Source organism: Pseudomonas sp. CFBP 8770 (assembly GCF_014841705.1).
GTDB lineage: Bacteria > Pseudomonadota > Gammaproteobacteria > Pseudomonadales > Pseudomonadaceae > Aquipseudomonas.
The window spans coordinates 470,627-490,832 of record NZ_JACYUL010000001.1 but is presented as its reverse complement, the minus strand read 5'-3'; the positions used below and the strand labels follow the sequence as shown (position 1 = coordinate 490,832).

The 20,206-nt window shown below is 63.4% G+C and carries 18 protein-coding genes and 2 pseudogenes; 7 read left to right on the top strand and 13 right to left on the bottom strand.

Going from position 1 to position 20,206, the window contains the following annotated elements:
* The first annotated feature begins 13 nt into the window (after window positions 1–13).
* A complete protein-coding gene (locus IFT98_RS02165; RefSeq protein ID WP_192047481.1) occupies window positions 14–1,579 on the top strand; it encodes a methyl-accepting chemotaxis protein in 1,566 nt (521 codons plus the stop codon).
* Window positions 1,580–1,636: 57 nt separating this feature from the next.
* On the opposite strand, the gene IFT98_RS02160 is transcribed toward IFT98_RS02165, so the two are convergent.
* Window positions 1,637–2,293 (bottom strand): alpha/beta family hydrolase, encoded by a 657-nt coding sequence (locus tag IFT98_RS02160; RefSeq protein WP_244650820.1) that lies wholly within the window; start codon window positions 2,291–2,293, stop codon window positions 1,637–1,639.
* A gap of 163 nt (window positions 2,294–2,456) precedes the next feature.
* Between IFT98_RS02160 and IFT98_RS02155 the strand changes: the two genes are divergently transcribed.
* The 4 genes from IFT98_RS02155 to IFT98_RS02140 all read left to right on the top strand — a co-directional run bounded on the left by IFT98_RS02155 (window position 2,457) and on the right by IFT98_RS02140 (window position 4,931).
* Window positions 2,457–2,666 carry a DUF6434 domain-containing protein gene (locus IFT98_RS02155; RefSeq protein ID WP_192047483.1) on the top strand — a complete coding sequence of 70 codons (210 nt, stop codon included), beginning with the start codon at window positions 2,457–2,459 and terminating at the stop codon, window positions 2,664–2,666.
* Between the two features lie 82 nt (window positions 2,667–2,748).
* Entirely contained in the window at window positions 2,749–3,636 is an 888-nt protein-coding gene (yghX, locus tag IFT98_RS02150) for a YghX family hydrolase (RefSeq protein ID WP_192047484.1), read from the top strand.
* Between the two features lie 43 nt (window positions 3,637–3,679).
* Window positions 3,680–4,618 carry a class I SAM-dependent methyltransferase gene (locus IFT98_RS02145; protein ID WP_192047485.1) on the top strand — a complete coding sequence of 313 codons (939 nt, stop codon included), beginning with the start codon at window positions 3,680–3,682 and terminating at the stop codon, window positions 4,616–4,618.
* Window positions 4,619–4,787: 169 nt separating this feature from the next.
* A complete protein-coding gene (locus tag IFT98_RS02140) occupies window positions 4,788–4,931 on the top strand; it encodes a hypothetical protein (RefSeq protein ID WP_156463138.1) in 144 nt (47 codons plus the stop codon).
* Window positions 4,932–4,991: 60 nt separating this feature from the next.
* Here the strand turns inward: IFT98_RS02140 and IFT98_RS02135 are convergent, their stop codons facing one another.
* The 6 genes and pseudogenes from IFT98_RS02135 to IFT98_RS21140 all read right to left on the bottom strand — a co-directional run.
* Window positions 4,992–7,052, bottom strand: coding sequence for a hybrid sensor histidine kinase/response regulator (locus IFT98_RS02135; protein WP_192047486.1), 2,061 nt, complete (start codon window positions 7,050–7,052; stop codon window positions 4,992–4,994).
* Between the two features lie 444 nt (window positions 7,053–7,496).
* Window positions 7,497–8,252: a precorrin-6A synthase (deacetylating) gene (gene cobF, locus IFT98_RS02130; protein WP_192047487.1), complete on the bottom strand. Its 756-nt coding sequence runs from the start codon at window positions 8,250–8,252 to the stop codon at window positions 7,497–7,499.
* A 241-nt stretch (window positions 8,253–8,493) separates the two neighbouring features.
* Entirely contained in the window at window positions 8,494–10,884 is a 2,391-nt protein-coding gene (locus IFT98_RS02125) for a TonB-dependent siderophore receptor (protein WP_192047488.1), read from the bottom strand.
* Between the two features lie 375 nt (window positions 10,885–11,259).
* The gene (gene msrA, locus IFT98_RS02120; protein WP_192047489.1) at window positions 11,260–11,766 is read right to left on the bottom strand and encodes a peptide-methionine (S)-S-oxide reductase MsrA; all 507 of its coding nucleotides are present in this window, start codon (window positions 11,764–11,766) and stop codon (window positions 11,260–11,262) included.
* 69 nt (window positions 11,767–11,835) lie between these two features.
* Window positions 11,836–12,264, bottom strand: a pseudogene (locus IFT98_RS21145) (methyl-accepting chemotaxis protein); the annotation flags it as partial.
* Between the two features lie 102 nt (window positions 12,265–12,366).
* Window positions 12,367–13,053: pseudogene (locus IFT98_RS21140) on the bottom strand (PAS domain-containing protein); the annotation flags it as partial.
* Between the two features lie 876 nt (window positions 13,054–13,929).
* Between IFT98_RS21140 and IFT98_RS02110 the strand changes: the two are divergent.
* Together IFT98_RS02110 and IFT98_RS02105 are read left to right on the top strand one after the other, a co-directional pair.
* Complete coding sequence (locus tag IFT98_RS02110; RefSeq protein ID WP_122478886.1) at window positions 13,930–14,151, top strand: hypothetical protein; 222 nt, start codon at window positions 13,930–13,932, stop codon at window positions 14,149–14,151.
* Window positions 14,152–14,594: 443 nt separating this feature from the next.
* Window positions 14,595–15,857, top strand: a complete 1,263-nt coding sequence (locus IFT98_RS02105) for an OmpP1/FadL family transporter (protein WP_192047491.1) — start codon at window positions 14,595–14,597, stop codon at window positions 15,855–15,857.
* Window positions 15,858–15,912: 55 nt separating this feature from the next.
* Here the strand turns inward: IFT98_RS02105 and IFT98_RS21060 are convergent, their stop codons facing one another.
* The 6 genes from IFT98_RS21060 to cobU all read right to left on the bottom strand — a co-directional run bounded on the left by IFT98_RS21060 (window position 15,913) and on the right by cobU (window position 20,205).
* A complete protein-coding gene (locus IFT98_RS21060) occupies window positions 15,913–16,038 on the bottom strand; it encodes a hypothetical protein (protein WP_274603743.1) in 126 nt (41 codons plus the stop codon).
* Window positions 16,035–17,243 (bottom strand): MFS transporter, encoded by a 1,209-nt coding sequence (locus IFT98_RS02100; protein WP_192047492.1) that lies wholly within the window; start codon window positions 17,241–17,243, stop codon window positions 16,035–16,037. Before IFT98_RS02100 ends, IFT98_RS21060 begins: the two co-directional genes overlap by 4 nt.
* Before the next feature lie 97 nt (window positions 17,244–17,340).
* A complete protein-coding gene (locus tag IFT98_RS02095) occupies window positions 17,341–18,060 on the bottom strand; it encodes an adenosylcobinamide-GDP ribazoletransferase (protein ID WP_192047493.1) in 720 nt (239 codons plus the stop codon).
* 2 nt (window positions 18,061–18,062) lie between these two features.
* Complete coding sequence (cobC, locus tag IFT98_RS02090) at window positions 18,063–18,635, bottom strand: alpha-ribazole phosphatase family protein (protein ID WP_192047494.1); 573 nt, start codon at window positions 18,633–18,635, stop codon at window positions 18,063–18,065.
* Window positions 18,632–19,687, bottom strand: coding sequence for a nicotinate-nucleotide--dimethylbenzimidazole phosphoribosyltransferase (gene cobT / locus IFT98_RS02085; protein ID WP_192047495.1), 1,056 nt, complete (start codon window positions 19,685–19,687; stop codon window positions 18,632–18,634). Before cobT ends, cobC begins: the two co-directional genes overlap by 4 nt.
* Entirely contained in the window at window positions 19,684–20,205 is a 522-nt protein-coding gene (cobU, locus tag IFT98_RS02080; RefSeq protein ID WP_192047496.1) for a bifunctional adenosylcobinamide kinase/adenosylcobinamide-phosphate guanylyltransferase, read from the bottom strand. The genes cobT and cobU overlap by 4 nt, the downstream gene beginning before the upstream one ends.
* Window position 20,206 lies beyond the last annotated feature (1 nt).

Below are 20,206 nucleotides of genomic sequence, written 5' to 3'. Positions count from 1 at the left end.
TGAATGGACACTCATGCGTAACAATCAGCCTATCACTCAGCGCGAACGGACTTTTCCTGCCCAGCAGCGCCTGATTTCCACGACCGACACCCAAGGAATGATCACCTACTGCAATGATGCTTTCGTGGAGATCAGCGGGTTTACCCGCGAGCAGCTGATTCGCGCGCCACACAACACCGTGCGCCACCCGGAAGTACCTTCGGCGGTGTTCGAGCACATGTGGGCGACGCTGCGTCAGGGCCTGCCGTGGATGGGCATCATCAAGAACCGTTGCGAGAACGGCGACTACTACTGGGTCAACGCCTACGTCACCCCGGTACTTGAAAACAAGCAGGTGGTGGGTTACGAATCGGTAAGGATCAAGCCGACGGCCGAGCAGATCCGCCGTGCCCAATCGCTCTACGAACGCTTGAACAACGGCAGATCCGCAGTACCCGGCCGCGATCGCTGGATGCCGGTGCTGCAGAACTGGGTGCCGTTCATTCTGGTCAGCCAGGTTGGTTTCATGATCGGCACCTGGCTGGATACCTCGTGGGGGTTCGCCCTGGCCGCCGGGCTGTCGCTGCCACTGGGCCTGATGGGCCTGAGCTGGCAGCAGCGCGGTATCAAGCGCCTGCTCAAACTGGCGGACCAGACCACCTCGGATCCGCTCATCGCGCAGATGTACACCGACAGCCGGGGCGCCCAGGCGCGCCTGGAAATGGCCATTCTGAGCCAGGAAGCGCGCTTGAAGACCTGCCTGACCCGCTTGCAGGACACCGCCGAGCACCTGACCGGCCAAGCCCGACAATCCGACGCCCTCGCGCACCAGAGCTCCCAGGGCCTCGACCGTCAGCGCCTGGAAACCGAACAGGTGGCCGCTGCGGTGAACCAGATGGCGGCCACTACCCAGGAAGTGGCCAGCCATGTGCAGCGCACTGCCGACGCCACCCAGGAGGCCAACCGCCTGACCAGCCGCGGTCGCGACATCGCCGGCGAAACCCGCGAAGCGATCCAGCGCTTGTCGGTGGTCGTCGGGGAAACCGGGCAGACCGTCACCCAACTGGCCAAGGACAGCGACGAAATCGGCGGCGTGGTGGATGTGATCAAAGGCATCGCCGACCAGACCAACCTGCTGGCGCTCAACGCGGCCATCGAAGCGGCACGTGCCGGTGAAATGGGCCGCGGCTTCGCCGTGGTCGCCGATGAAGTGCGCCAACTGGCACAACGCACCAGCGAGTCGACCGGGCAGATCCACGGGCTCATCGCCAAGCTGCAGCAGACCGCCAACAATGCCGTGCAGACCATGGATGCCGGCCACCGTCAGGCCGAGGAAGGCGTGGCCCGTGTGCTGGAAGCCGACAAAGCGTTGATCGGCATCAGCGAGGCGGTTGCCAACATCACTGACATGACCACCCAGATCGCCGCAGCCACCGAAGAGCAAAGTGCAGTGGCCGAGGAGATCAGCCGCAACATCACCACCATCTCGCACCTGGCCGATGAAACCAGCGAACAGGCGCAGAACTCGGCACTGCTCAGTGAAGAGTTGACCAAGACCGCCAACAGCCAGTACTCGCTGGTGGAGCGCTTCAACCGCTGAGCGACCCTCGCCCTGGCAGCCAAGCCTGCGTGGCTGGCTGCCTGTCGGCCAGGCGTGTCAGGACAGGAAGGCCACGATCCGGTCAGCCGCGGTCTGCATATGCTGGTCGTGGCTGAACCCGGATGACTTCAAGGGTTTGAGGTCATGGTCGGCGGCGCTGAGCCAGTACAGCTCGATTTCCTCCGACAACTCATAGCCTGCCACTGTCTCGCAGTTGCCCAGCGCATCGCGCTCGCCCTGGATGATCAGGGTCGGTGTACGCAGGTCGGCCAGGTGTTCGACTCGCGGTTTTTCCGGCTTGCCGGCCGCGTAGAAGGGATACCCCAGGCACACCAGCGCATCGGCGCCCAATTCATCCGCCAGCAGGCTGGCCATCCGTCCGCCCATAGATTTACCCCCCACTGCCAAGGTGCCCGTCACCAGCGGTCGCACCAGGGCATAGGCCTGTCGCCAGCTTTCCAGCAGGCTTGCCTGCGGACTGGGCGGACGCTTGCTACCGCCGCTGCGGCGCTGGGCCATGTAGGGAAACTCGAAGCGCACCACGCTGACACCGCCAGCGGCCAGGCGCCCGGCCATGCTGTTCATGAAGGCACTGTCCATCGGCGCGCCGGCACCGTGCGCCAGGATCAGGCACGGCGCCTGCGCGCCGGTCTGGGCGGGGTTCCACAGCCAGCCGTTGTCTTGCATGCGTTGGGTCCACTGATCTTCGCTCATCATCCTTCCGTCGACATTTGGCACTATTGGCGAGTTACAGACTCTGAGGCAAAACGCGGCACAGGAAAAGTGCCCGGTGCATGATGGCGTACACTGCGCCAGCCTGCAGGTACGGCTCCAACCTCCCCATACTCTTTGATCTTTTCGCGAAGGATAGCGATTCATGAACTTCGACTGGCACAGTGCGCCCATCACCCGTTACACCCCGCTGGACAGAGGCTACCGCAACACCCAGAACGTGCGGCGTTTCCTGACCGAGGCGTGCGGCCCCAACTTTCATTTCGACCGTCCTTTCATGGCCTGGCTCAAAAGTGGCCAAGCCAAGACCATGGGTCAGGTCGCAGACCACTGGAACCTGATGCATCCGCGTTGACGCGATGCGGTGGCCAGGGTGTGAAACGCTGCTTTAATGAGTGCAACCCTCACCGCTTGGTGTCTTCCTATAGGAGTGCCCGATGGATCGTCTCAGTGCCAAGGATTTTTCCCCAGAGTTACTGGAACTGTACGACTTTTATGCCCATGGCAAGATCAACCGCCGCGAGTTCCTCGACCGCGCGGCGCTGTTCACCTTCGGAGGACTGACCGCAGGCGCGTTGCTGGCCAGTCTGAGCCCGAACTATGCATTGGCCCAGCAGGTGGAATTCACCGATCCGCAGATCGTGGCCGAATACGTCACCTATCCCTCGCCCAACGGCCATGGCCAGGTGCGCGGCTATCTGGTGCGACCGGCCCAGGCCACCGGCAAGGTGCCAGGCGTGGTGGTGGTGCATGAGAACCGCGGGCTCAACCCCTATATCGAAGACGTCGCACGGCGGGTCGCCAAGGCTGGCTACATGGCCCTGGCCCCGGATGGCCTGACCTCGGTCGGCGGCTATCCGGGCAACGACGACAAGGGCCGGGCGCTGCAGGAGAAGGTCGACCCGACCAAATTGATGAATGACTTCTTCGCCGCGATCCCTTGGCTGATGGCGCATGAAGGTGTGACCGGCAAGGTCGGCATGACCGGCTTCTGCTATGGCGGCGGTGTGTCCAATGCGGCGGCGGTGGCCTATCCCGAGCTGGCGTGCGCGGTGCCGTTCTATGGACGTCAAGCCGACGCCAAGGATGTAGCGAAGATCAAGGCGCCGCTGCTGCTGCATTTCGGCGAACTGGACACGCGCATCAACGAAGGTTGGCCCGCGTACGAGGCCGCGCTCAAGGCGGCAGGCAAAACCTACGAGGCGTACATCTATCCCGGCGCCAACCATGGTTTTCACAACGATTCGACCCCGCGCTATGACAAGGCCGCAGCCGACCTGGCCTGGGAACGCACGCTGGGCTGGTTCGAAAAATACCTGAGCTGACGTAGAATGCCGGCCCTTTGCAGCCGTAGCCGTGATCCTTGCCATGAACGCCGACGCCCTCGCCACCTTGCATCAACACCTGCTTCAAGCCCTCGCCCAGCCGCCGGTTGAAACCCGTCGGCTGTTTCACGGCCGCGGTCGGCGCTGGCCGGGGCTGGAGCAACTGACCGTGGACTGGCTGCAGGGCATCGTGCTGGTGTCGGTGTTCAAGGAGCCGCTTCCCGAACACCTGAAAGGCTTGCAACAGCTGCTTGCCGGCCTCGCGCAGCAGCCGGTCTGGGCAGCCAGCGGCGCGCGCGGTCTGGCGCTGCAGCACCGCTATCTGCCCGGCAGCGACGTGCACTGGTTGATCGGCGCAGCGCAAGAGCAGGTGGTCCTGGTCGAGAACGGCCTGCAGTACCGCATCGACCTGGGACGTAAACAGAACAACGGCTTGTTTCTCGACATGCGCCACGGTCGCGACTGGGTACGCGAAAACGCCCAGGGTCGACGTGTGCTCAACCTGTTCGCCTACACCTGCGGGTTCTCGGTGGCTGCCATCGCCGGCGGCGCGGCCCGTGTGGTCAACCTCGACATGTCTCGCGCCGCCCTCACCCGAGGACGCGAGAACCATCACCTCAACGGCCACGACCTGGGCAAGGTCAGCTTTCTGGGCCACGATCTGTTCAAGTCCTGGGGCCGGGTCGGCAAGGACGGTCCGTACGACATGGTGATCATCGACCCGCCGTCGTTCCAGAAAGGCAGCTTTATGCTGACCAAGGATTACCAGCGGGTACTGCGCCGCCTGCCGGAACTGCTCAGCGAATCGGGCGTGGTGCTGGCGTGCATGAACGACCCCGCGCTGGGCCCTGAATTTCTGGTCGACGAGCTGCGCCGCGAGGCACCTGCGCTGCGCCTGCGGCGGCGCCTGGACAACCCACCGGAGTTTGCCGATATAGACCCGGCCAGCGGCCTCAAGGCAATGGTGTTCGTGCGGGAGTGATCGCCGAATCACACTGGCTCAGGCCCTAACATACCGTACGGCGACTGGCCATCTTAAAGATTGAACAATTTCACGCGGCCGGCGAACCAAGTAAAGGAGAGCCACCGGGAGGTGAGAGTCCCGGCGGCTCGGGTGACACATCGAATGAAACCCTTGAGAGGTATCCGCCATGTCAGCGCAGGAATATAACACCATCCGCCATACCCCTGTCAGTGCGTTGGGCTCGATCCCGGCCAGTCAGTTGATCGCTTTCGTCGAAGCCTGCCGTCCGTTGGTGCGCGACGCGATCCTGAATGCCAGGTTGACTCGATGAGCCTGCTGGTTGTGAGCAGCCCCGCCATGGCGGGGCTTTTTCATGGCCGCAGAACAGGTTTCACGGCTGGCGCTGCGTGATCAGCGTGCGCACGCGCTCGCTCAATGCTTCCAGGGCGAACGGCTTGGTCAGGACTTCGGTGCAGGGCTGCAGATGGCATTGGTCCAGTGCCAGGTTCTGCGCGTAGCCGGTGATGTACAGCACCGGCAAGCCAGGTCGGGCCGACCGCCCCAGCTCGGCCATCTGTCGACCATTGAGGCCACCGGGCAGGCCCACGTCCGTCACCAGCAGGTCGATGCGCGCTGCCGATTGCAGCAGCTCTCGCCCCTGGGCGCTGTCGCCGGCCTGCAGGACCACGTAGCCCAGGCTTTCCAGCAGTTCGGCCACGGAACCGCGCACCGAGGCTTCGTCGTCCACCACCAGCACGGTCTCGCCGCTGCCACCGAGGTCGATGGGCGCCTGGCTGGGCACGACCGCTTCTGTCTCGAGACCTGCGCAATGCCTGGGCAGGTACAGGCTGACCGTCGTGCCAAGCCCTGGCCGTGACTGGATCTTCACCAGTCCGCCGGATTGCCTGGCAAACCCGTAGATCATCGATAGACCCAGACCGGTGCCTTCGCCGACCGGTTTGGTGGTGAAGAACGGCTCGAACGCCTTGGCCATGACCTCTTCGCTCATCCCCGAACCGTTATCGGTAACGTGAACCACCAGGTACTCGCCGGCCTGTACTTCATGATTGAACGCATCGCTGTGGGGCAGCCACTGATTGCCGGTTTCGATGCTGATCCGCCCACCTGCCGGCATGGCATCGCGGGCATTGATACACAGGTTGAGCAAGGCGTTTTCCAACTGGGTCGGGTCGATCAGCGCCGTCCACAGATTTTGGGTATCGCGCACGCTCACCTCGATGGAAGGTCCGACCGAACGCCGCACCAGTTCTTCCAGGCCGTGGATCAACGCGTTGACGTCGGTGGGCACCGGGGCCAGGGTCTGCCGACGGGAGAACGCCAGCAGCCGATGGGTCAGCGACGCGGCGCGCTTGACCGCCCCCTGCGCTACGTCCAGGTAGCGTTCGAGGTCATCGGTACGGCCCTGTTTCAAGCGCATGTGCATCAATTCGAGGCTACCGGACAGGCCCGCCAGCAGGTTGTTGAAGTCGTGGGCGATACCTCCGGTAAGCTGGCCCACGGCCTCCATCTTCTGCGCCTGGTGCAACGCCGCCTCGGCTTTTTCCCGTTCGGCGATGGCGATGCGCACGCGCTCTTCCAGGGTCTGATTGAGTTCGCGCACCGCAGCTTCGGCCTTCTTGCGCGCGGTAACGTCGATCGAGGAGCCGATCAACCCGATGACTTCGCCGTTTTCGTCGAGCAGGGGGGTCTTGAGCGACAGCCAGGTCGCCGCTGTGCCGTCGGCCTGGCGTACCTCTTCTTCCACCTCCTGAGTGTGCCGGCCTTCCATGATGCGCCGGTCGGTTTCCATGATCACCCGGGCCTGGACCTTGTCTTCCAGGAACTCGACATCAGTGCGGCCGATGTACTGCTCGGGCGGTTTGCCGATGAGTTCGGTGGTGCCTCGATTGGCAACCAGCATCCGCCCCTCGCGATCCTTGGCGTACACCACACCTGGCACCGCGGCGGTGAAGGTGCGCAGCAGGTGAGTCATGCGATCGCGCTCGGCCTCGGCGCTGCGGCGTTGCTGGATGTCCAGCAGCACGCCGGGAAAACGGTGCGGACGGCCCGCCTCGTCGAATTCCACATGGCCGTTGGCTTCGATCCAGCGATAGCTGCCGTCGCTCTGCAGCACGCGATACTCGCAACGGTAGTGACCGCCATTGCCGAGGGTTTCGAACACGGCGGCCTCGACCCGCGGGCGATCCTGCGGATGGACGCTGGCCATCGCTTGTTCCAGCAGCAGGCCCTGGGCACACACCTTGCCGGAAAGACCGAAGGTGCGGGCGAAGCGCTCGTCGGCACTGAAGTGGTCGGCCGCCACATCCCACACCCAGGTACCGACGATGGCCCCGGTATCCAGGGCCAGCTGCAGGCATTCGGCTGCATCCTGGGCAGGTGTCTCCTCAGGTACGAAAGGGTCGCGAAGGTGTTCGGGAGGCTGGGTCGGCATATCGGCTCGCAGCGGAACGCAGGGTGCCCTGATGGTGACGTCGGCGTTTGGGTAATACAAGCCTGCACAGCGCGAAATCCGTACACGGTTGCAGATGGACTGCGGCAGATTCTGCGTGGGAGCGGTCGGTGGCCGCGAAACGGACGCCGCGGTGCGCCAGGGGATCCGCAGCGCTCTTTTCGCGGCCACTGACCGCTCCCACGGAAACCAAAGACGGCGCCACCCACAAAACCCCACCCCTGTAGCAGCGGCGCAAGCCACGTCCGGCAACCCCGCGCAACTTCAGACAACCCCTGTAGCAGCGGCGCGAGCCACGTCCGGCAACCCCGCGCAACTTCAGACACCCCCTGTAGCAGCGGCGCGAGCCGCGTCCGGCAACCCCGCGCAACTTCAGGCAGCCCCTGTAGCAGCGGCGCGAGCCGCGTCCGGCAACCCCGCGTAACTTCAGACACGGCGCCTGAGCAGATAACTGTCCATGATCCAGCCATGCCGGCTGCGCGCCTGCTGCCGCGCATCGGCAATGATCTGCGCCATGTCATCCAGCCTTCCGGCCAGCAGCACTTCATCGGCCGTACCGACGTAAGCACCCCAATAGATATCCAGATCCTGGCCGACCAGCGCCTTGAAGCTGTCCTGTGCATCGAGCATGACCACCACCGTGTCGACCCCCTCGGGCATCCTCGCCGCCAGGCGTCGACCGGTAGTGATCTGCACAGCACCCGCGATGCTGTTGAGGGTGATGCGGTGCGCTGCGGTCAGCGCCTGAATGCTGGTCACCCCGGGAAACACCTCATACTGCACCGCTCGCGCGCCTTTGGCAGCGATCGCCTCGACAATGCGCAGCGTGCTGTCGTACAGCGACGGATCGCCCCACACCAGGACGCCCGCGCACTCCCCGTCCGCCACTTGATTATCGAGCAACCGCTCGAAGGCCGCCTGCTTGCGCGCGTTCAGGGTATCCACCGACGTCCGATAGTCCGGCCCGGCCGGACGCTCGGGCTGCAGAACCTCGACTACCCGATACGCCCCAGGCGTTGCATGACGCTCGAGGATCTCTTTGCGCAGGGCATTGAGCTTGCCTTTGTGATCGCCCTTGTCCATCAGGAAGAACACATCGACCCGCGCCAAGGCACGCGCCGCCTGCACCGTGATGTGCTCGGGATGACCAGCGCCGATGCCGATGATGAGAAGTGTTTTCAAAAGTGCTCCGCGGACAGTTCACTACAACGCGCCTATGGCAGTGCCGATGCAGGCCTCTCTTCACAGCTGACGCATGCCAGACCTTACAGCGTCCGTTTCAAGGTGAATACGGGGTTGCGCGAATTGGCACAGTTCCAGCTGTCCACGCCCTTTCGGCCTTTACACGTATGTGCATCTGCTACGAATGCCTGTGATGATCGACGGGCGGGCGCATTGCACGCCCGCCCTCTCGCTCACTGGGTCACAGCGACCATTTCAGCGAGAACATCAGGTTGCGCGGGTCGCCGTACGTGCCACTGCCGGTTGCGGTGGGAATACCCTGCCAGTACTTCTCGTCCAGCACGTTGTTGAAGTTGACCCGGGCGTCCCAGTGTTCGTCGAAGCGATAGCCGGCCATCAAGCCCAATACCGCGTAGGAATCCTGCTCGGCATGACCGGTTCCGACACGACCATAGGTCGCACTCTGCGCCAGCACGTCGGCGCCGATACGCAGCCGGTCCAAGGCACCTTCGAACTGGTAGGTCGTCGCGGCCTTGAACAGGTGCTTGGGCTGATTGGGCGCGAACAGATTACCCTTCTCGTAGGTACGGTCTTTCACGTACTGGCTGAGCACCAGGGTATAGGCGGCCGAGAACTGCCAGTTGGGCGTGAAGGCGCCACTGATCTCGGTATCCAGACCACGGCTGCGTACCTCGCCTGCGGCCTCATAGCAGGTGCGGTTGGTGGCTCGGCAGCTGGCCGGCTGATCGGGAATGACATAGGCGCGGTTCTGCTGAGTCATGTCGAACATGGCCACGGACGCATTCAGGCCGCCATCGAAGTACTCGCCCTTGATGCCGATCTCATAGCTTTCGCCGGTCATCGGGTCCAGCACCGTGCCGCCGACATCCTGCTGCGTCTGCGGCTTGAAGATTTCGGTGTAGCTGGCATAGACCGAGTAGGTGTCGTTCAGGTCGTAGATGATGCCGGCATAGGGCGTGACTTCCTGGGTCACCTTGTAATCACCTATGCCCGAGCGGTTATCGTAGTCATACCAACTGACCCGGCTGCCGACGATGATGTGCAACGGGTCCAGCGGGTTGAAACGCGCGGCGGCGTAGACGCCCTTTTCAGTCGCCGTGTTCTTGCTCTCATAGAGGCGATAATCGCTGCGAGTGCGCGAAGGCTTGGCGATGACAGCCGGATCGAAGTTGTAGATATCGACAGGCGTGGAGTCATTCCAGTAGCCACCCGTCTGGTCGAACTTCTCCTGGCGGCGACTGGCACCGACGGTCAACTGATGCTCGCGACCGAACAATTGGAACGGGCCAGCCAGCGAGGCATCCACGTTGGTCTGCACGTCGGTGGTGTCGTAGGCGCCCGTCGCCTGCCCGTACACGCCATTGCGGGGTGCCGTCAGATAGCTGGAAAAGGTGTTGGACTCGGCCCATATCTTCGCGGCCGCAGCCTTGGCAGTCCAGCCGTTGTCGAAGCGGTGGGTGACGTCGGTGAACACGCTGACGTTGTCTCTATCCCAGTAAGCCCAATCGTTGCTCAGGAAGGTGGAACGCGACAGATGCAGGTCTTCGCCATTCGGGCCTGACGGCAGGCTGCCCCAATCCGAGGTGGCGTCATCGCGCTGCTTGGAAGCCCCGAGGGTCAGGGTGGTCGCCTCGCTCAAGTCCGCTTCGAACACGCCATAGAAGGTCTGGCGCTGCTTCTCACGCTCGTCGATGTAGCTGTTGTCGTCTTCGTAGGCGGCCACGACCCGGCCCCGCAAAGTGCCGGATTCGTTGAGCCGGTTCGATGCATCGACCTGCGTGCGGTAGCGGTCCCAGGTGCCGGCGCTGGTGGTGATGCTGACCTGAGGGGTGGCGGTAGGACGCTTGCGCACCAGGTTCAGGGTTGCCGACGGGCTGCCGGCACCGGTCATCAGGCCGGTGGCACCGCGCACCACTTCAACCCTGTCGTACAAGGCCAGGTCGGCACCGGCAATGGTGTCCAGAGTGAACTGGCCAATGCTGGTCGGCAGCCCGTCGTACATGATGTTGTCGATGTTGAACCCGCGCGCCTGGAACGCCTGACGGTCGCCGCCAAACTTGCGCAAGGTGATGCCGGGCGCGTACTTGACCACATCGTTGAGGTCGTTCATGCCCTGGTCGTCCATGCGCTGGCGGGTGATGACGCTGACCGACTGCGGGGTTTCGCGGATCGACAGCGGCAGCCCGGTCGAGGTGCTCATGCTGCCGGTGGTGTAGGAACCTGAGTGTTCGGTAGTGGCCGTGCCGGCAATGGAACTGGTGGCGGCCGAGACGGCCGTCGCGCCCAGCTCCACTGCGCCGCCATTGGATGCTGTAGCGGGGGCGGTGACGCTGGCCACGTCGCCCTGCACCGTACCCACCAGGCCGCTGCCGGCCAGCAGGCGTTGCAGTGCCACGGCAGGCTCCATCCGACCGGTGACCGAAGGTGCCGTCTTGCCGGCAATCGCCGCCGGTTCGACCAGCACTTGCAGGCCGCTGGCTTGACCCAGCTTGTTCAATGCTTCGCCCAAGGGCTGTGCGGGCAGGTTCACGGCGATCGGCGCAGCCTGTGCCAAGCCGGCGATGGACAAAGAGATGCACAGCGCAACACTGCGCAAAGGAAAGTGATTCATGGCATGACCTCAGGAACCCACACAAGGCGGTCTGCCCCCCCCGGGCGAAGACTCGAATGCGGGCTGTAGGAAGCCGCGCAAACTTGTGTGCGAAACCGCGTTGAATGCGGAAGCGGCGCAAGGCTATGCAAATGTCAAAAAAATGTAAATGATAATTCATGGCACTTGGCAAGCATTCGCGGCTGCCAACCAGAAGCATTGGTCTTTGCCAGCGAGCGCGCAGGCTGGATGAGTGCGTATGAAGAGCGCAGAGCGTGCGGGCTGCACGATGGAGAGGGGTCGTTGCAGGGGGCGTCAGGATGGATGTCCCGGCAGTGATGAACACCACCGCCGGGAAATTATTACTGGATATGTCTAGCTATTGGCGCAACCGGATCAGCCGCGCGCGGGAAGTTCCCAGTCGGGACGTATGAAATGGCAGGTGTAGCCGTTGGGAATACGCTCCAGGTAATCCTGATGCTCGGGCTCGGCTTCCCAGAAATCACCTGCCGGGGCCAGTTCGGTGACGACCTTGCCGGGCCACAGGTCCGAGGCATCGACGTCGGCGATTGTTTCCAGTGCGACGCGTTTCTGCTCCTCGGTGTTGTAGAAGATTGCCGAGCGGTAGCTCAGGCCCACATCGTTGCCCTGGCGGTTGGCCGTGGACGGGTCGTGAATCTGGAAGAAAAACTCGAGGATCTGGCGATAGCCGATCACGCTGGGATCGAACACGATCTCGATGGCTTCGGCATGGGTGCCGTGGTTGCGGTAGGTTGCATTGGCGACATCGCCACCGCTGTACCCGACCCGCGTCTGCAGGACGCCCGGATAACGACGGATCAGGTCCTGCATGCCCCAGAAGCAGCCACCCGCCAGCAGAGCGGTTTCGGTCTGGACTGTCATATCGATTACCTTCGCTGAATGAACGTGGCCCATTCTAATACAACCGCTGCGAAGGCGCCGTACAGGCCGTCAGAGGTTAGTGAAACGCGCCACTGCCTCCACCACTTTCTTCGCCCCGTCCTGAATTTCGACGATGACGTCACCGGCCTGGCCGGCCAGTTCTACGCCCTGCTCGGCCTGCTGCCTGCTGTTGGCCATGTCGCGCACGGTGCCATCGACCAACGCTTGGTTCTGCTGCACCACGGCGGCGATCTCGTCGGTGGCGGTGCTGGTCCGACCTGCCAGTTGCCGGACTTCGTCGGCCACCACGGCGAACCCGCGCCCCTGCTCGCCGGCACGTGCGGCTTCGATGGCGGCGTTCAGCGCGAGAAGGTTGGTTTGTTGCGCGATACTGCTGATGGTCTGGATGATCGAGCTGATCAGCAGCGATTGCTTGCCCAGCGCTTCGACACCGCTGGACGCGGACTGCATGTCGTCGGCGATCTTGCGCATGGTCTGCACGGTATCGGTCACTACCACCGCGCCACGCTGGGCGCTGATGTCGGTGCTGCGCGAGATTTCATAGGCGGTCTGCGCGGCCTGATTGACCTCGGCCTCGCGCTCGACCTGCTCGGTGACCACGGTGGCGAACTTGACCACCTTGTAGAGCTTGCCTTCGGTGTCGTAGACCGGGTTGTAGGTCGCCTCGAGCCAGACGGTACGGCCCATGCTGTCGAGACGCTTGAAGCGGCCGGCGACGAATTCACCGCGGTTCAGGTTTGCCCAGAATTCGGTGTAGCTCGGCGAACTGGTTTCTTCGCTGTGGCAGAACAGGCGGTGATGCTTGCCCTGCACCTGCGCCAGGGTATAGCCCATGCCGCGCATGAACTGGTCGTTGGCCGACAGCACGGTGCCTTTCAAGTCGAACTCGATGACCGCCGTGGAACGCAGCAAGGCGTCGATGAACGAAGCGTTCTCCGCGGCTTTCTCCATGCTCTGGGTGACATCGGTGGCAAAGCACTTGATGTGCATCAGCACACCCGCCGCATTGCGGATGGGCTTCCAGTGCGCATTGACCCAGACCAGGCTGCCGTCCGCCTTAAGGTAGCGATAGTTGTCCGACACCGAAGTGCCTGCCGCCACCGCCGCCCGGAAGTTGTTGTAGCACGGCAGTTTGGTCACGTAGGTGGGGACCAATTCGGTCATCAGCCTGCCAACCAGCTGCGCTTCGGTGTAACCCAGGGTGGTGGCGAACAAGTCGTTGCAGGCGATGATGCGCAGCGACGCATCGATGTCCAGGCTGAGCATCTCGTGGGTCATGCCGGCTACCAATTGACGCAATTCCACCAGTTCATCGGCTTGTGCGCTGAGTTGCTGCTTGAGTTTGTTGTTGAACATAAGGCACCGGCATCAGGGTCATGGTCGTGTTATCGGCGGCAATGGCCGAGGGTTTAGCCCTGCATGACAGATGTCTACCTGCTCGAACCCAATCAGCCCCGGCCCAGAGCGCGCCGCCGGGACAATCCACAGAAGCTGTGGATAAGTCAGTGGACAACCCCCCCCTGCCCCTCGCAAACCCATATGGAATGGGGCCTGAAGTCAAACTGTCGATTTTTTCACCAACTCGAAAAGACGTTTTTTTTCATTGACTTGCGTGAGTCATACCGAGTAGCCATGATCGAAGATGCACGGTCAGACCGTACAGACACGTCTTCTTGCACTTGCAGTGACAAGGCCTTCGTTTGGGTTTTCTAGGTGCTGATAACGTATTTTTTTGGAATAGCGCTTGCGCGCCTCATAGCCGATGCGATAGTCTTCGACCCGTTAGTACCAAGCTGAAAGTCAATTCAGGTCGACAACCCTGTTCACACGGGCTCGACCAACATGATGGTCTCCAGGTAACGCCCCCCGACTTGCGAACAAGTCCGGCATCAAGCGAATTACTCTGCCCCGACCAACCTACGATTGATCAGGATCTGCATCCAGGGCCCCGAACCTTAGCCCGGAATGTTGCCTGCCCTCCTAAGTACCTACCAGTCAGCCCAACAGCCAAAACGATAAAGCGCTGTTCACTGGCTGTCTTGTTCCAGACAGGTTCTTCGCCCGGCCCAAAGGCCCGCGCTACTGGAACGTTTTTATCGATCACGGCTCCAAGTCGTGACCATTGCAGGAACATACAACAACATGACTCATATCCAGACCCAGGATGCCATCCGCACCCTCACCCACGCCTTCGCTCCGATGAACTGCCTGATCATGGCCGCGCGCAAAGGCTGCTTCAGCTTCACCATCGTCAATGAGCACGGTATCGCCCGTCACAGCGAACGCTTGTACCCGGAACAGTACTCCAGTGCCGAACCGCTGCAGGCCGTGATCGACCGTACGCGTCAGGCCCTGGTTGCCTGATCGCCGCGGCGATGCACAACGATGCGCTGTATAGAAAAGCCTCGACCCGTCGGGGCTTTTTCATGCCTGCGATTTGTACCCGCGTGCATGCATTTGAAGACTTTCGCCGGGGCAACTGTAAACGCAGATTACAGTTTGCAAGCTGGGCGGGTGAACCCCGGATGCCGTCCGTTGTCGTGCGAGCGAAAGTCTGACGCCATTTTTTTGCTTCCCCACAGCCCGCTCTTGGCCGAGCTAGACAGCTTCGTGAAATCTGCCGAGCAGGCGACCGTTGCCCAGGCACAGGGTTGGCAGGTGCGCAGCCCACCATCACAACCTTCAGGCAGTCGCAAAATCTGGTCGGATTGTCCTACAAAACCGCTCTAGCCAGAGTGTTTCAGGCTATAGCGTTGCAGTGAAAATGTTGGTAGCTTGCGCCTCAGTGCCCCCCTAGAGTTAAAACAATGAAAAGACCAATGCTCAAGACCACTCTCGGCTTCGCTGTCACCCTGGCATCCAGCCAGCTTTTCGCTGCCGGCTTCGCCCTCAATGAACAAAGCATCAGCGGCATGGGTACCGGTTTCGCCGGTCGCTCGTCGTCTGCCGAGGACGCCAGCACTGTCTATGGCAACCCTGCTGGCATGTCCCGCATCAAACGTGAACAAGTGAGCGTCGGCGCTGCGGCCATCGTCGCCAAGACCGACATCAGCGGGCGCGGTACGTTCGGGGGCAGCAACGACGGTGACATGGTGCCGTTCGTCGGCGTACCGATGGGTTACTACGTCAAGCCGCTCGATGAAAACTGGACCTTCGGGTTCGGCATGTACGCGCCGTTTGGCCTGGTCACCGACTACGAAAGCGGTTTCGCCGGCCGCTACTGGGGCGACAAGAGCCATGTGGCCGTCGTCACCCTGCAGCCCACCATCAGCTATGCATTCAATGACCGCGTGTCCATCGGCTTCGGCCCGACCATCAACCGCCTCGAAGGCGAGCTGACCTCGGCCACGCTGAACCGCGCTACGCCTGGCCGCAACGATGGCGAAGTCAAGATCAAGGGCGACGATACCGCCGTGGGCTTCAACGTCGGCGTGCTCGTTCAGGCCACTGATGATACCCGCGTGGGCCTGACCTACCACTCCAAGGTCAAGTACAAGCTGGACGGCCATACCAAGGTCGAGGGTTCGGGGTTCGGGCCGTTCAACGGCAGCAAGTACGATGCTTCGCTGGACATCGACACACCGGAGTCGGTGGACTTCTCGGTCACCCACGAGCTCAATGAGGACTGGACCCTATACGCAGGCAGTACCTGGACACGCTGGAGCCGCCTGAAGGAAATCTCGGTCGAGAACGACGGCGTGCCTGCACCACTGCGCCCTTCCATCGGCACCATCACCGAAGAGCAGGACTGGCACGACACTTGGTCCCATGCCGTGGGCGCCGCCTACAAGCTGAACAAGCAGTGGACGCTGCGTACGGGGTTCTCGGTCGACCAGTCGCCGACCAACAACACCGATCGTTCGCCACGCATACCCACCGGTGACCGCGCCATCCTCAGCTTCGGCGCAGGGTGGAGCCCAACGGACGACCTGACCTTCGACTTCGCCTATTCCTACCTCAAGGAAGAAGACGCGAAGATCAATCTTGTCAGTGCTACCAAGGGTGCGTACCAGGCCAAGTACGAGAACAGCGCACATGGCTTCGGCACTTCCATGACCTATCGCTTCTGATTGATCGAGCAACACGAAAAGCCCCGACCGGTTCGGGGCTTTTTCATATGTGGCCTCAGCACAGACTCATGTTCATTTGCAGCAGGGCCAGTCCGCCCTGCTGCCAGCCCCACCACGCCAGACCCAGCAGCGCCGCCAGTGCGCATGCCGTGGCGAGCTGCACGCTTCGAAGCCTGTTCATGCACTCGCTCCTTGTGCCTGCAGCCGGGCAATGGGGCGTTCGCGCACCGGCCAGTTGAGCGCACCGGCGAGCAGGCTCAACGCGATCGACAGCTGCCAGACCAGGTCGTAGCTGCCGGTCTGGTCATACACCAGGCCGCCCAGCCAGCCTCCCAGAAACGCGCCCAGCTGATGGAAGAGAAACACGATGCCACCGAGCATCGACAGGTTGCGCACGCCAAACAGCGTTGCGACGGTGCCGTTGGTCAAGGGAACGGTGGACAACCAGAGCAACCCCATCGCCATGCCGAACAGGCAGGCGCTGACGGTAGTGACCGGGAACCACAGGAACAGCACGATCACGACGGCGCGCATCAGGTACAAGGCGGTCAGCAGGCGCGGCTTGGACATGCGTCCACCCAGCCAGCCGGCGATGTAGGTGCCGAAGATGTTGAACAGTCCGATCAGCGCCAGGACCGTGGTGCCCACGCTTGCCGGGAGGTGCTGGTCGACGAGGTAGGACGGCAGGTGTACACCGATGAATACCACCTGGAAACCACAGACGAAGAAGCCCAGCGCCAGCAGCCAGAATCCTGAATGGCCGCACGCCTCGCGCAGCGCCTGGCCAAGGGTCTGATCGTGGGCCTGGGCTGGCAGTGGCCGGTCCTTGAGCATGCGCACCAAAGGGACGATGAACGCCACCAGTACGCCCATCACCAGCAAGGCCGTCGACCAGCCCAGCCAGCTGATGAGGCCGAGCGTGCCGGGCAGCATCGCGAATTGCCCGAACGAGCCGGCAGCGCTGGCGATCCCCATGCCCATGCTGCGGTGCTCGGCGGGCAAGGCTCGCCCGACCACGCCCAGAATCACCGAGAAGGACGTACCGGAGAGCCCCAGGCCGATCAGCAGGCCAGCGCTGAGGCTCAGGCTCAACTCGGAGTTGGCCAGCCCCATGCAGCCAAGGCCGACCGCGTAGAGCACCCCACCCAACGCAACTACGCGCCCGGCGCCGAAGCGATCCGCCAGAGCGCCGGCGAAGGGTTGGACCAGGCCCCAGATCAGGTTCTGCAGCGCGATGGCCAGCGCGAATACACCCCTGCCCCAGCCGAACTCCGCACTCATGGGCGCCAGGAACAGACCGAAGCCGTGGCGAATGCCCAGGGACAGGGCAAGAATCAGGGCTGCGCCGAGCAGAACCCAGCCGCTGGTACGCCATACCGATGTCATTATTGTGTGCTCCGGGCAGGAAGGGACAGGCCGCTCGATTGTATGCCTGTTCACCGCCGACAGGCAGCGCCGCATGCAAGCATCTGCGAGGCAGGTTCTACAGCGCAGCGCCCAGCAGCACCAACAGTTCGAGCAACTCGAGCATGGCGCCGGCGGTGTCACCGGTGGTACCGCCCAAACGCTTGATCATCTGGCGTCGCAGCGCCATGAAGCCGGCCAGCACCAGCAGGCTGACCCCTACTCCGCAGAACGCCAGGCTGACCAGCGCCACGCCTGCCAGCAACCAGGCGCCGGCACGACGCGGCAGGTGGTCGGCCAGGGCCTGGCCCAGCCCGCCAGCGCGCACGTAGGGCGTACCCATGAACAAGCCGAGCATCGCGGCCCGCGCCAGTACCGGGGCCAGCACCAGTGCGGCCTGCTGGCCCTGCTCGAGCAAGGCCAGCAGCGCGCAGAACTTGAGCAGCAGCACCAGCACCAGTGTTACCACGGCCATGGGACCGCTGCGCGGGTCCTTCATGATCAGCAAGGTGCGTTCGCGGTCGCCGAATCCGCCCAGCCAGGCATCGGCGCTGTCCGCCAGACCGTCCAGGTGCAGGCCACCGCTGAGCACCACCCACAGCGCCAGCAACAGCGCGGCGTGCAGAAGCACTGGCGTTCCGGCGAGCAGCGCACTGGCGGCCCACAAGAGCACGCCGAACAGCAGCCCCACGGCAGGATAGAACAACAACGAGCGCCCGGAAGCTTCTGGACTGGGCATGCCTGGCAAGCGCACCGGCAAGCTGCTGAGAAACTGCAAGGCAATCCAGAACGGCAGCATGCTCAGGACGGCTCGCTCAGGCTGCCATCGGCTGCCATCACCACACTGAACAAGGCAGCGTGTCCGACCTCGACTTGAAGCAGCTGTTCGCGTGGCAGGGCGCGTGCTTCGGCCAGCAACAAGCGCATCACCCCACCGTGCACCACCAGCAGCAGCCGCTGGGCCGGGTAGGTGACCTGCAACCTGTGCAAGGCGTCGTGGATTCGCGCGGAGAAGGCCTGCATGGGCTCGCCGTCGGGCGGCGTGAACGCATAGGGGTCGTTCCAGAACAGACCCAGGCCGGCTTCGTCGGTCTGCATCAATTGCGCCGCACTCAGACCCTCCCAGGCGCCGAAATGCAGCTCCTGGAGATCGGCATCGAAGCTCAGCGGCAGCCCGCGCTCTTCGGCCAGCACCTCGGCAAAGCGTGCGCATCGCTGCAGCGGCGAGCTGACGATGCGGTCCCAACCGGAACGGTCGGCAACCGCAGCGTGCAACTGGGCCCAACCGCGCTCGGTCAGGGCGTCATCGAGGCTGCCGCGAAACCCGCCGATCTCGGTTTCGCCATGGCGCAGCAGATCCAGGTGCAGGGTCATGCCGGACGGTCCGCGACGGCCGCTTCGGCGAAGGTTGCCATCTGCCCGTGCAGGTCACACGCCAGGCGCAACAGCGGCACCGCCAGGGCGGCGCCACTGCCTTCGCCCAGACGCAGGCCCAGTTGCAGCAACGGTTGCGCCTCGAGGGCTGCCAGTACATGGCGGTGCCCGGGTTCGGCGCCGTTGTGAGCGAACAACAGCCATGGCCGGATGGACGGGTTCAACTGCACCGCCAGCAGCGCCGCGACACTGCAGATGAAACCATCCACCAGCGCCACGATGCCCTCCTGGGCGCAGGCCAGGTAGGCGCCGACCAGCGCGGCAACCTCGAACCCACCGTAGCAGAACAGGCGTTGCAGCGGTTCGTCGGGCAGCCCGGCATGGGCCTGCAAGGCGCGCTCTATGACCTGCACCTTGCGGATCACGCCGGCGGCGTCCAGACCGGTGCCCGGCCCGGCCAGATCGACCACGGCGCAGCCCAGCGAGGCGCAGGCCAGCGCGGTGGCCGACGTAGTGTTGCCGATGCCCATTTCACCGCCGATGAACAGCTCGGTGCCGCTGGCCTTCGCCCGCAGCACGCTGTCGCGACCGGCCTGCAGTGCCTGCGTGCCTTGCTCGAAACTCATCGCCGGCGCGTCGATGAAATTGCGCGTACCGGCAGCGATCCGCACATGCTGCACGCCAGGCAGATCGCCCAGCGGCGTGGCGGTGCCGAGGTCCACCACTTCCAGGCGCGCCTGCAGGCGCCGGGCCAATACACTGATGGCCGCACCGCCGTTGACGAAGTTGTGCACCATTTGCGCGGTGACTTCCTGCGGATAGGGCGAGACACCTTCGGCGACGATGCCGTGATCGGCAGCGAACACCGTGATCCATACCTGCTCGACCGAGGGTTTGAGGCGACCCTGCAGCGCCGCCAATTGCACCGCCGTCTGCTCGAGTGCGCCAAGCGAGCCGGCCGGCTTGGTCAACTGCTGCTGACGCTCCAGCGCCTCGCGATGAATGCGGGCATCGGCGGTACGGGCAGTGTGCAGCCACCAGGCTGAGTTCATAGCGCGGGTCCTTTCAATATCATGGGGAGGCCGGCCACGGTGAGCACCACTCGCTCGCAGCGTTCGGCCAGGGCCTGGTGCAGCAGGCCCGCCTCGTCGACGTAGCGGCGGGTCAGTTCACCCAGAGGCACGACGCCCAGGCCGGTTTCGTTGCTGACGAAGAGGATTTCTCCCGGCAGGCCGGGCAGTGTTTCGAGCAGGGCTTCACGTTCTGCCCGCAAGCGTTCGGGCTCGTCGAGCATGAGCAGATTGGTCAGCCACAGGGTCAGGCAGTCGACCAACAGGCAGCGATCGCTACGCGCTTGAGCGCGCAGCACGTCGGCCAGGGCCAGTGGCTCTTCCACCAGCCCCCAATGATCGGGACGGCGCTCGCGGTGCAAGGCCACACGCTGGTCAAGCTCGCCATCCACCGGCTGGCTGGTAGCAATGTACACGACGTGCAGCTGGCTGTCGGTGGCCAGCCGTTCGGCAAGGCGGCTCTTGCCCGAGCGGGCGCCGCCGAGGATCAGTTGCAGCATG

Coding starts and splice junctions, on each gene's coding strand:
- IFT98_RS02165 (WP_192047481.1), top strand. CDS start 14: ATGCGTAACAATCAGCCTATCACTCAGCGCGAACGGACTTTTCCTGCC.
- IFT98_RS02160 (WP_244650820.1), bottom strand. CDS start 2,293: ATGAGCGAAGATCAGTGGACCCAACGCATGCAAGACAACGGCTGGCTG.
- IFT98_RS02155 (WP_192047483.1), top strand. CDS start 2,457: ATGAACTTCGACTGGCACAGTGCGCCCATCACCCGTTACACCCCGCTG.
- yghX (WP_192047484.1), top strand. CDS start 2,749: ATGGATCGTCTCAGTGCCAAGGATTTTTCCCCAGAGTTACTGGAACTG.
- IFT98_RS02145 (WP_192047485.1), top strand. CDS start 3,680: ATGAACGCCGACGCCCTCGCCACCTTGCATCAACACCTGCTTCAAGCC.
- IFT98_RS02140 (WP_156463138.1), top strand. CDS start 4,788: ATGTCAGCGCAGGAATATAACACCATCCGCCATACCCCTGTCAGTGCG.
- IFT98_RS02135 (WP_192047486.1), bottom strand. CDS start 7,052: ATGCCGACCCAGCCTCCCGAACACCTTCGCGACCCTTTCGTACCTGAG.
- IFT98_RS02125 (WP_192047488.1), bottom strand. CDS start 10,884: ATGAATCACTTTCCTTTGCGCAGTGTTGCGCTGTGCATCTCTTTGTCC.
- msrA (WP_192047489.1), bottom strand. CDS start 11,766: ATGACAGTCCAGACCGAAACCGCTCTGCTGGCGGGTGGCTGCTTCTGG.
- IFT98_RS02110 (WP_122478886.1), top strand. CDS start 13,930: ATGACTCATATCCAGACCCAGGATGCCATCCGCACCCTCACCCACGCC.
- IFT98_RS02105 (WP_192047491.1), top strand. CDS start 14,595: ATGAAAAGACCAATGCTCAAGACCACTCTCGGCTTCGCTGTCACCCTG.
- IFT98_RS21060 (WP_274603743.1), bottom strand. CDS start 16,038: ATGAACAGGCTTCGAAGCGTGCAGCTCGCCACGGCATGCGCACTGGCG.
- IFT98_RS02100 (WP_192047492.1), bottom strand. CDS start 17,243: ATGACATCGGTATGGCGTACCAGCGGCTGGGTTCTGCTCGGCGCAGCC.
- IFT98_RS02095 (WP_192047493.1), bottom strand. CDS start 18,060: ATGCTGCCGTTCTGGATTGCCTTGCAGTTTCTCAGCAGCTTGCCGGTG.
- cobC (WP_192047494.1), bottom strand. CDS start 18,635: ATGACCCTGCACCTGGATCTGCTGCGCCATGGCGAAACCGAGATCGGC.
- cobT (WP_192047495.1), bottom strand. CDS start 19,687: ATGAACTCAGCCTGGTGGCTGCACACTGCCCGTACCGCCGATGCCCGC.
- cobU (WP_192047496.1), bottom strand. CDS start 20,205: ATGCTGCAACTGATCCTCGGCGGCGCCCGCTCGGGCAAGAGCCGCCTT.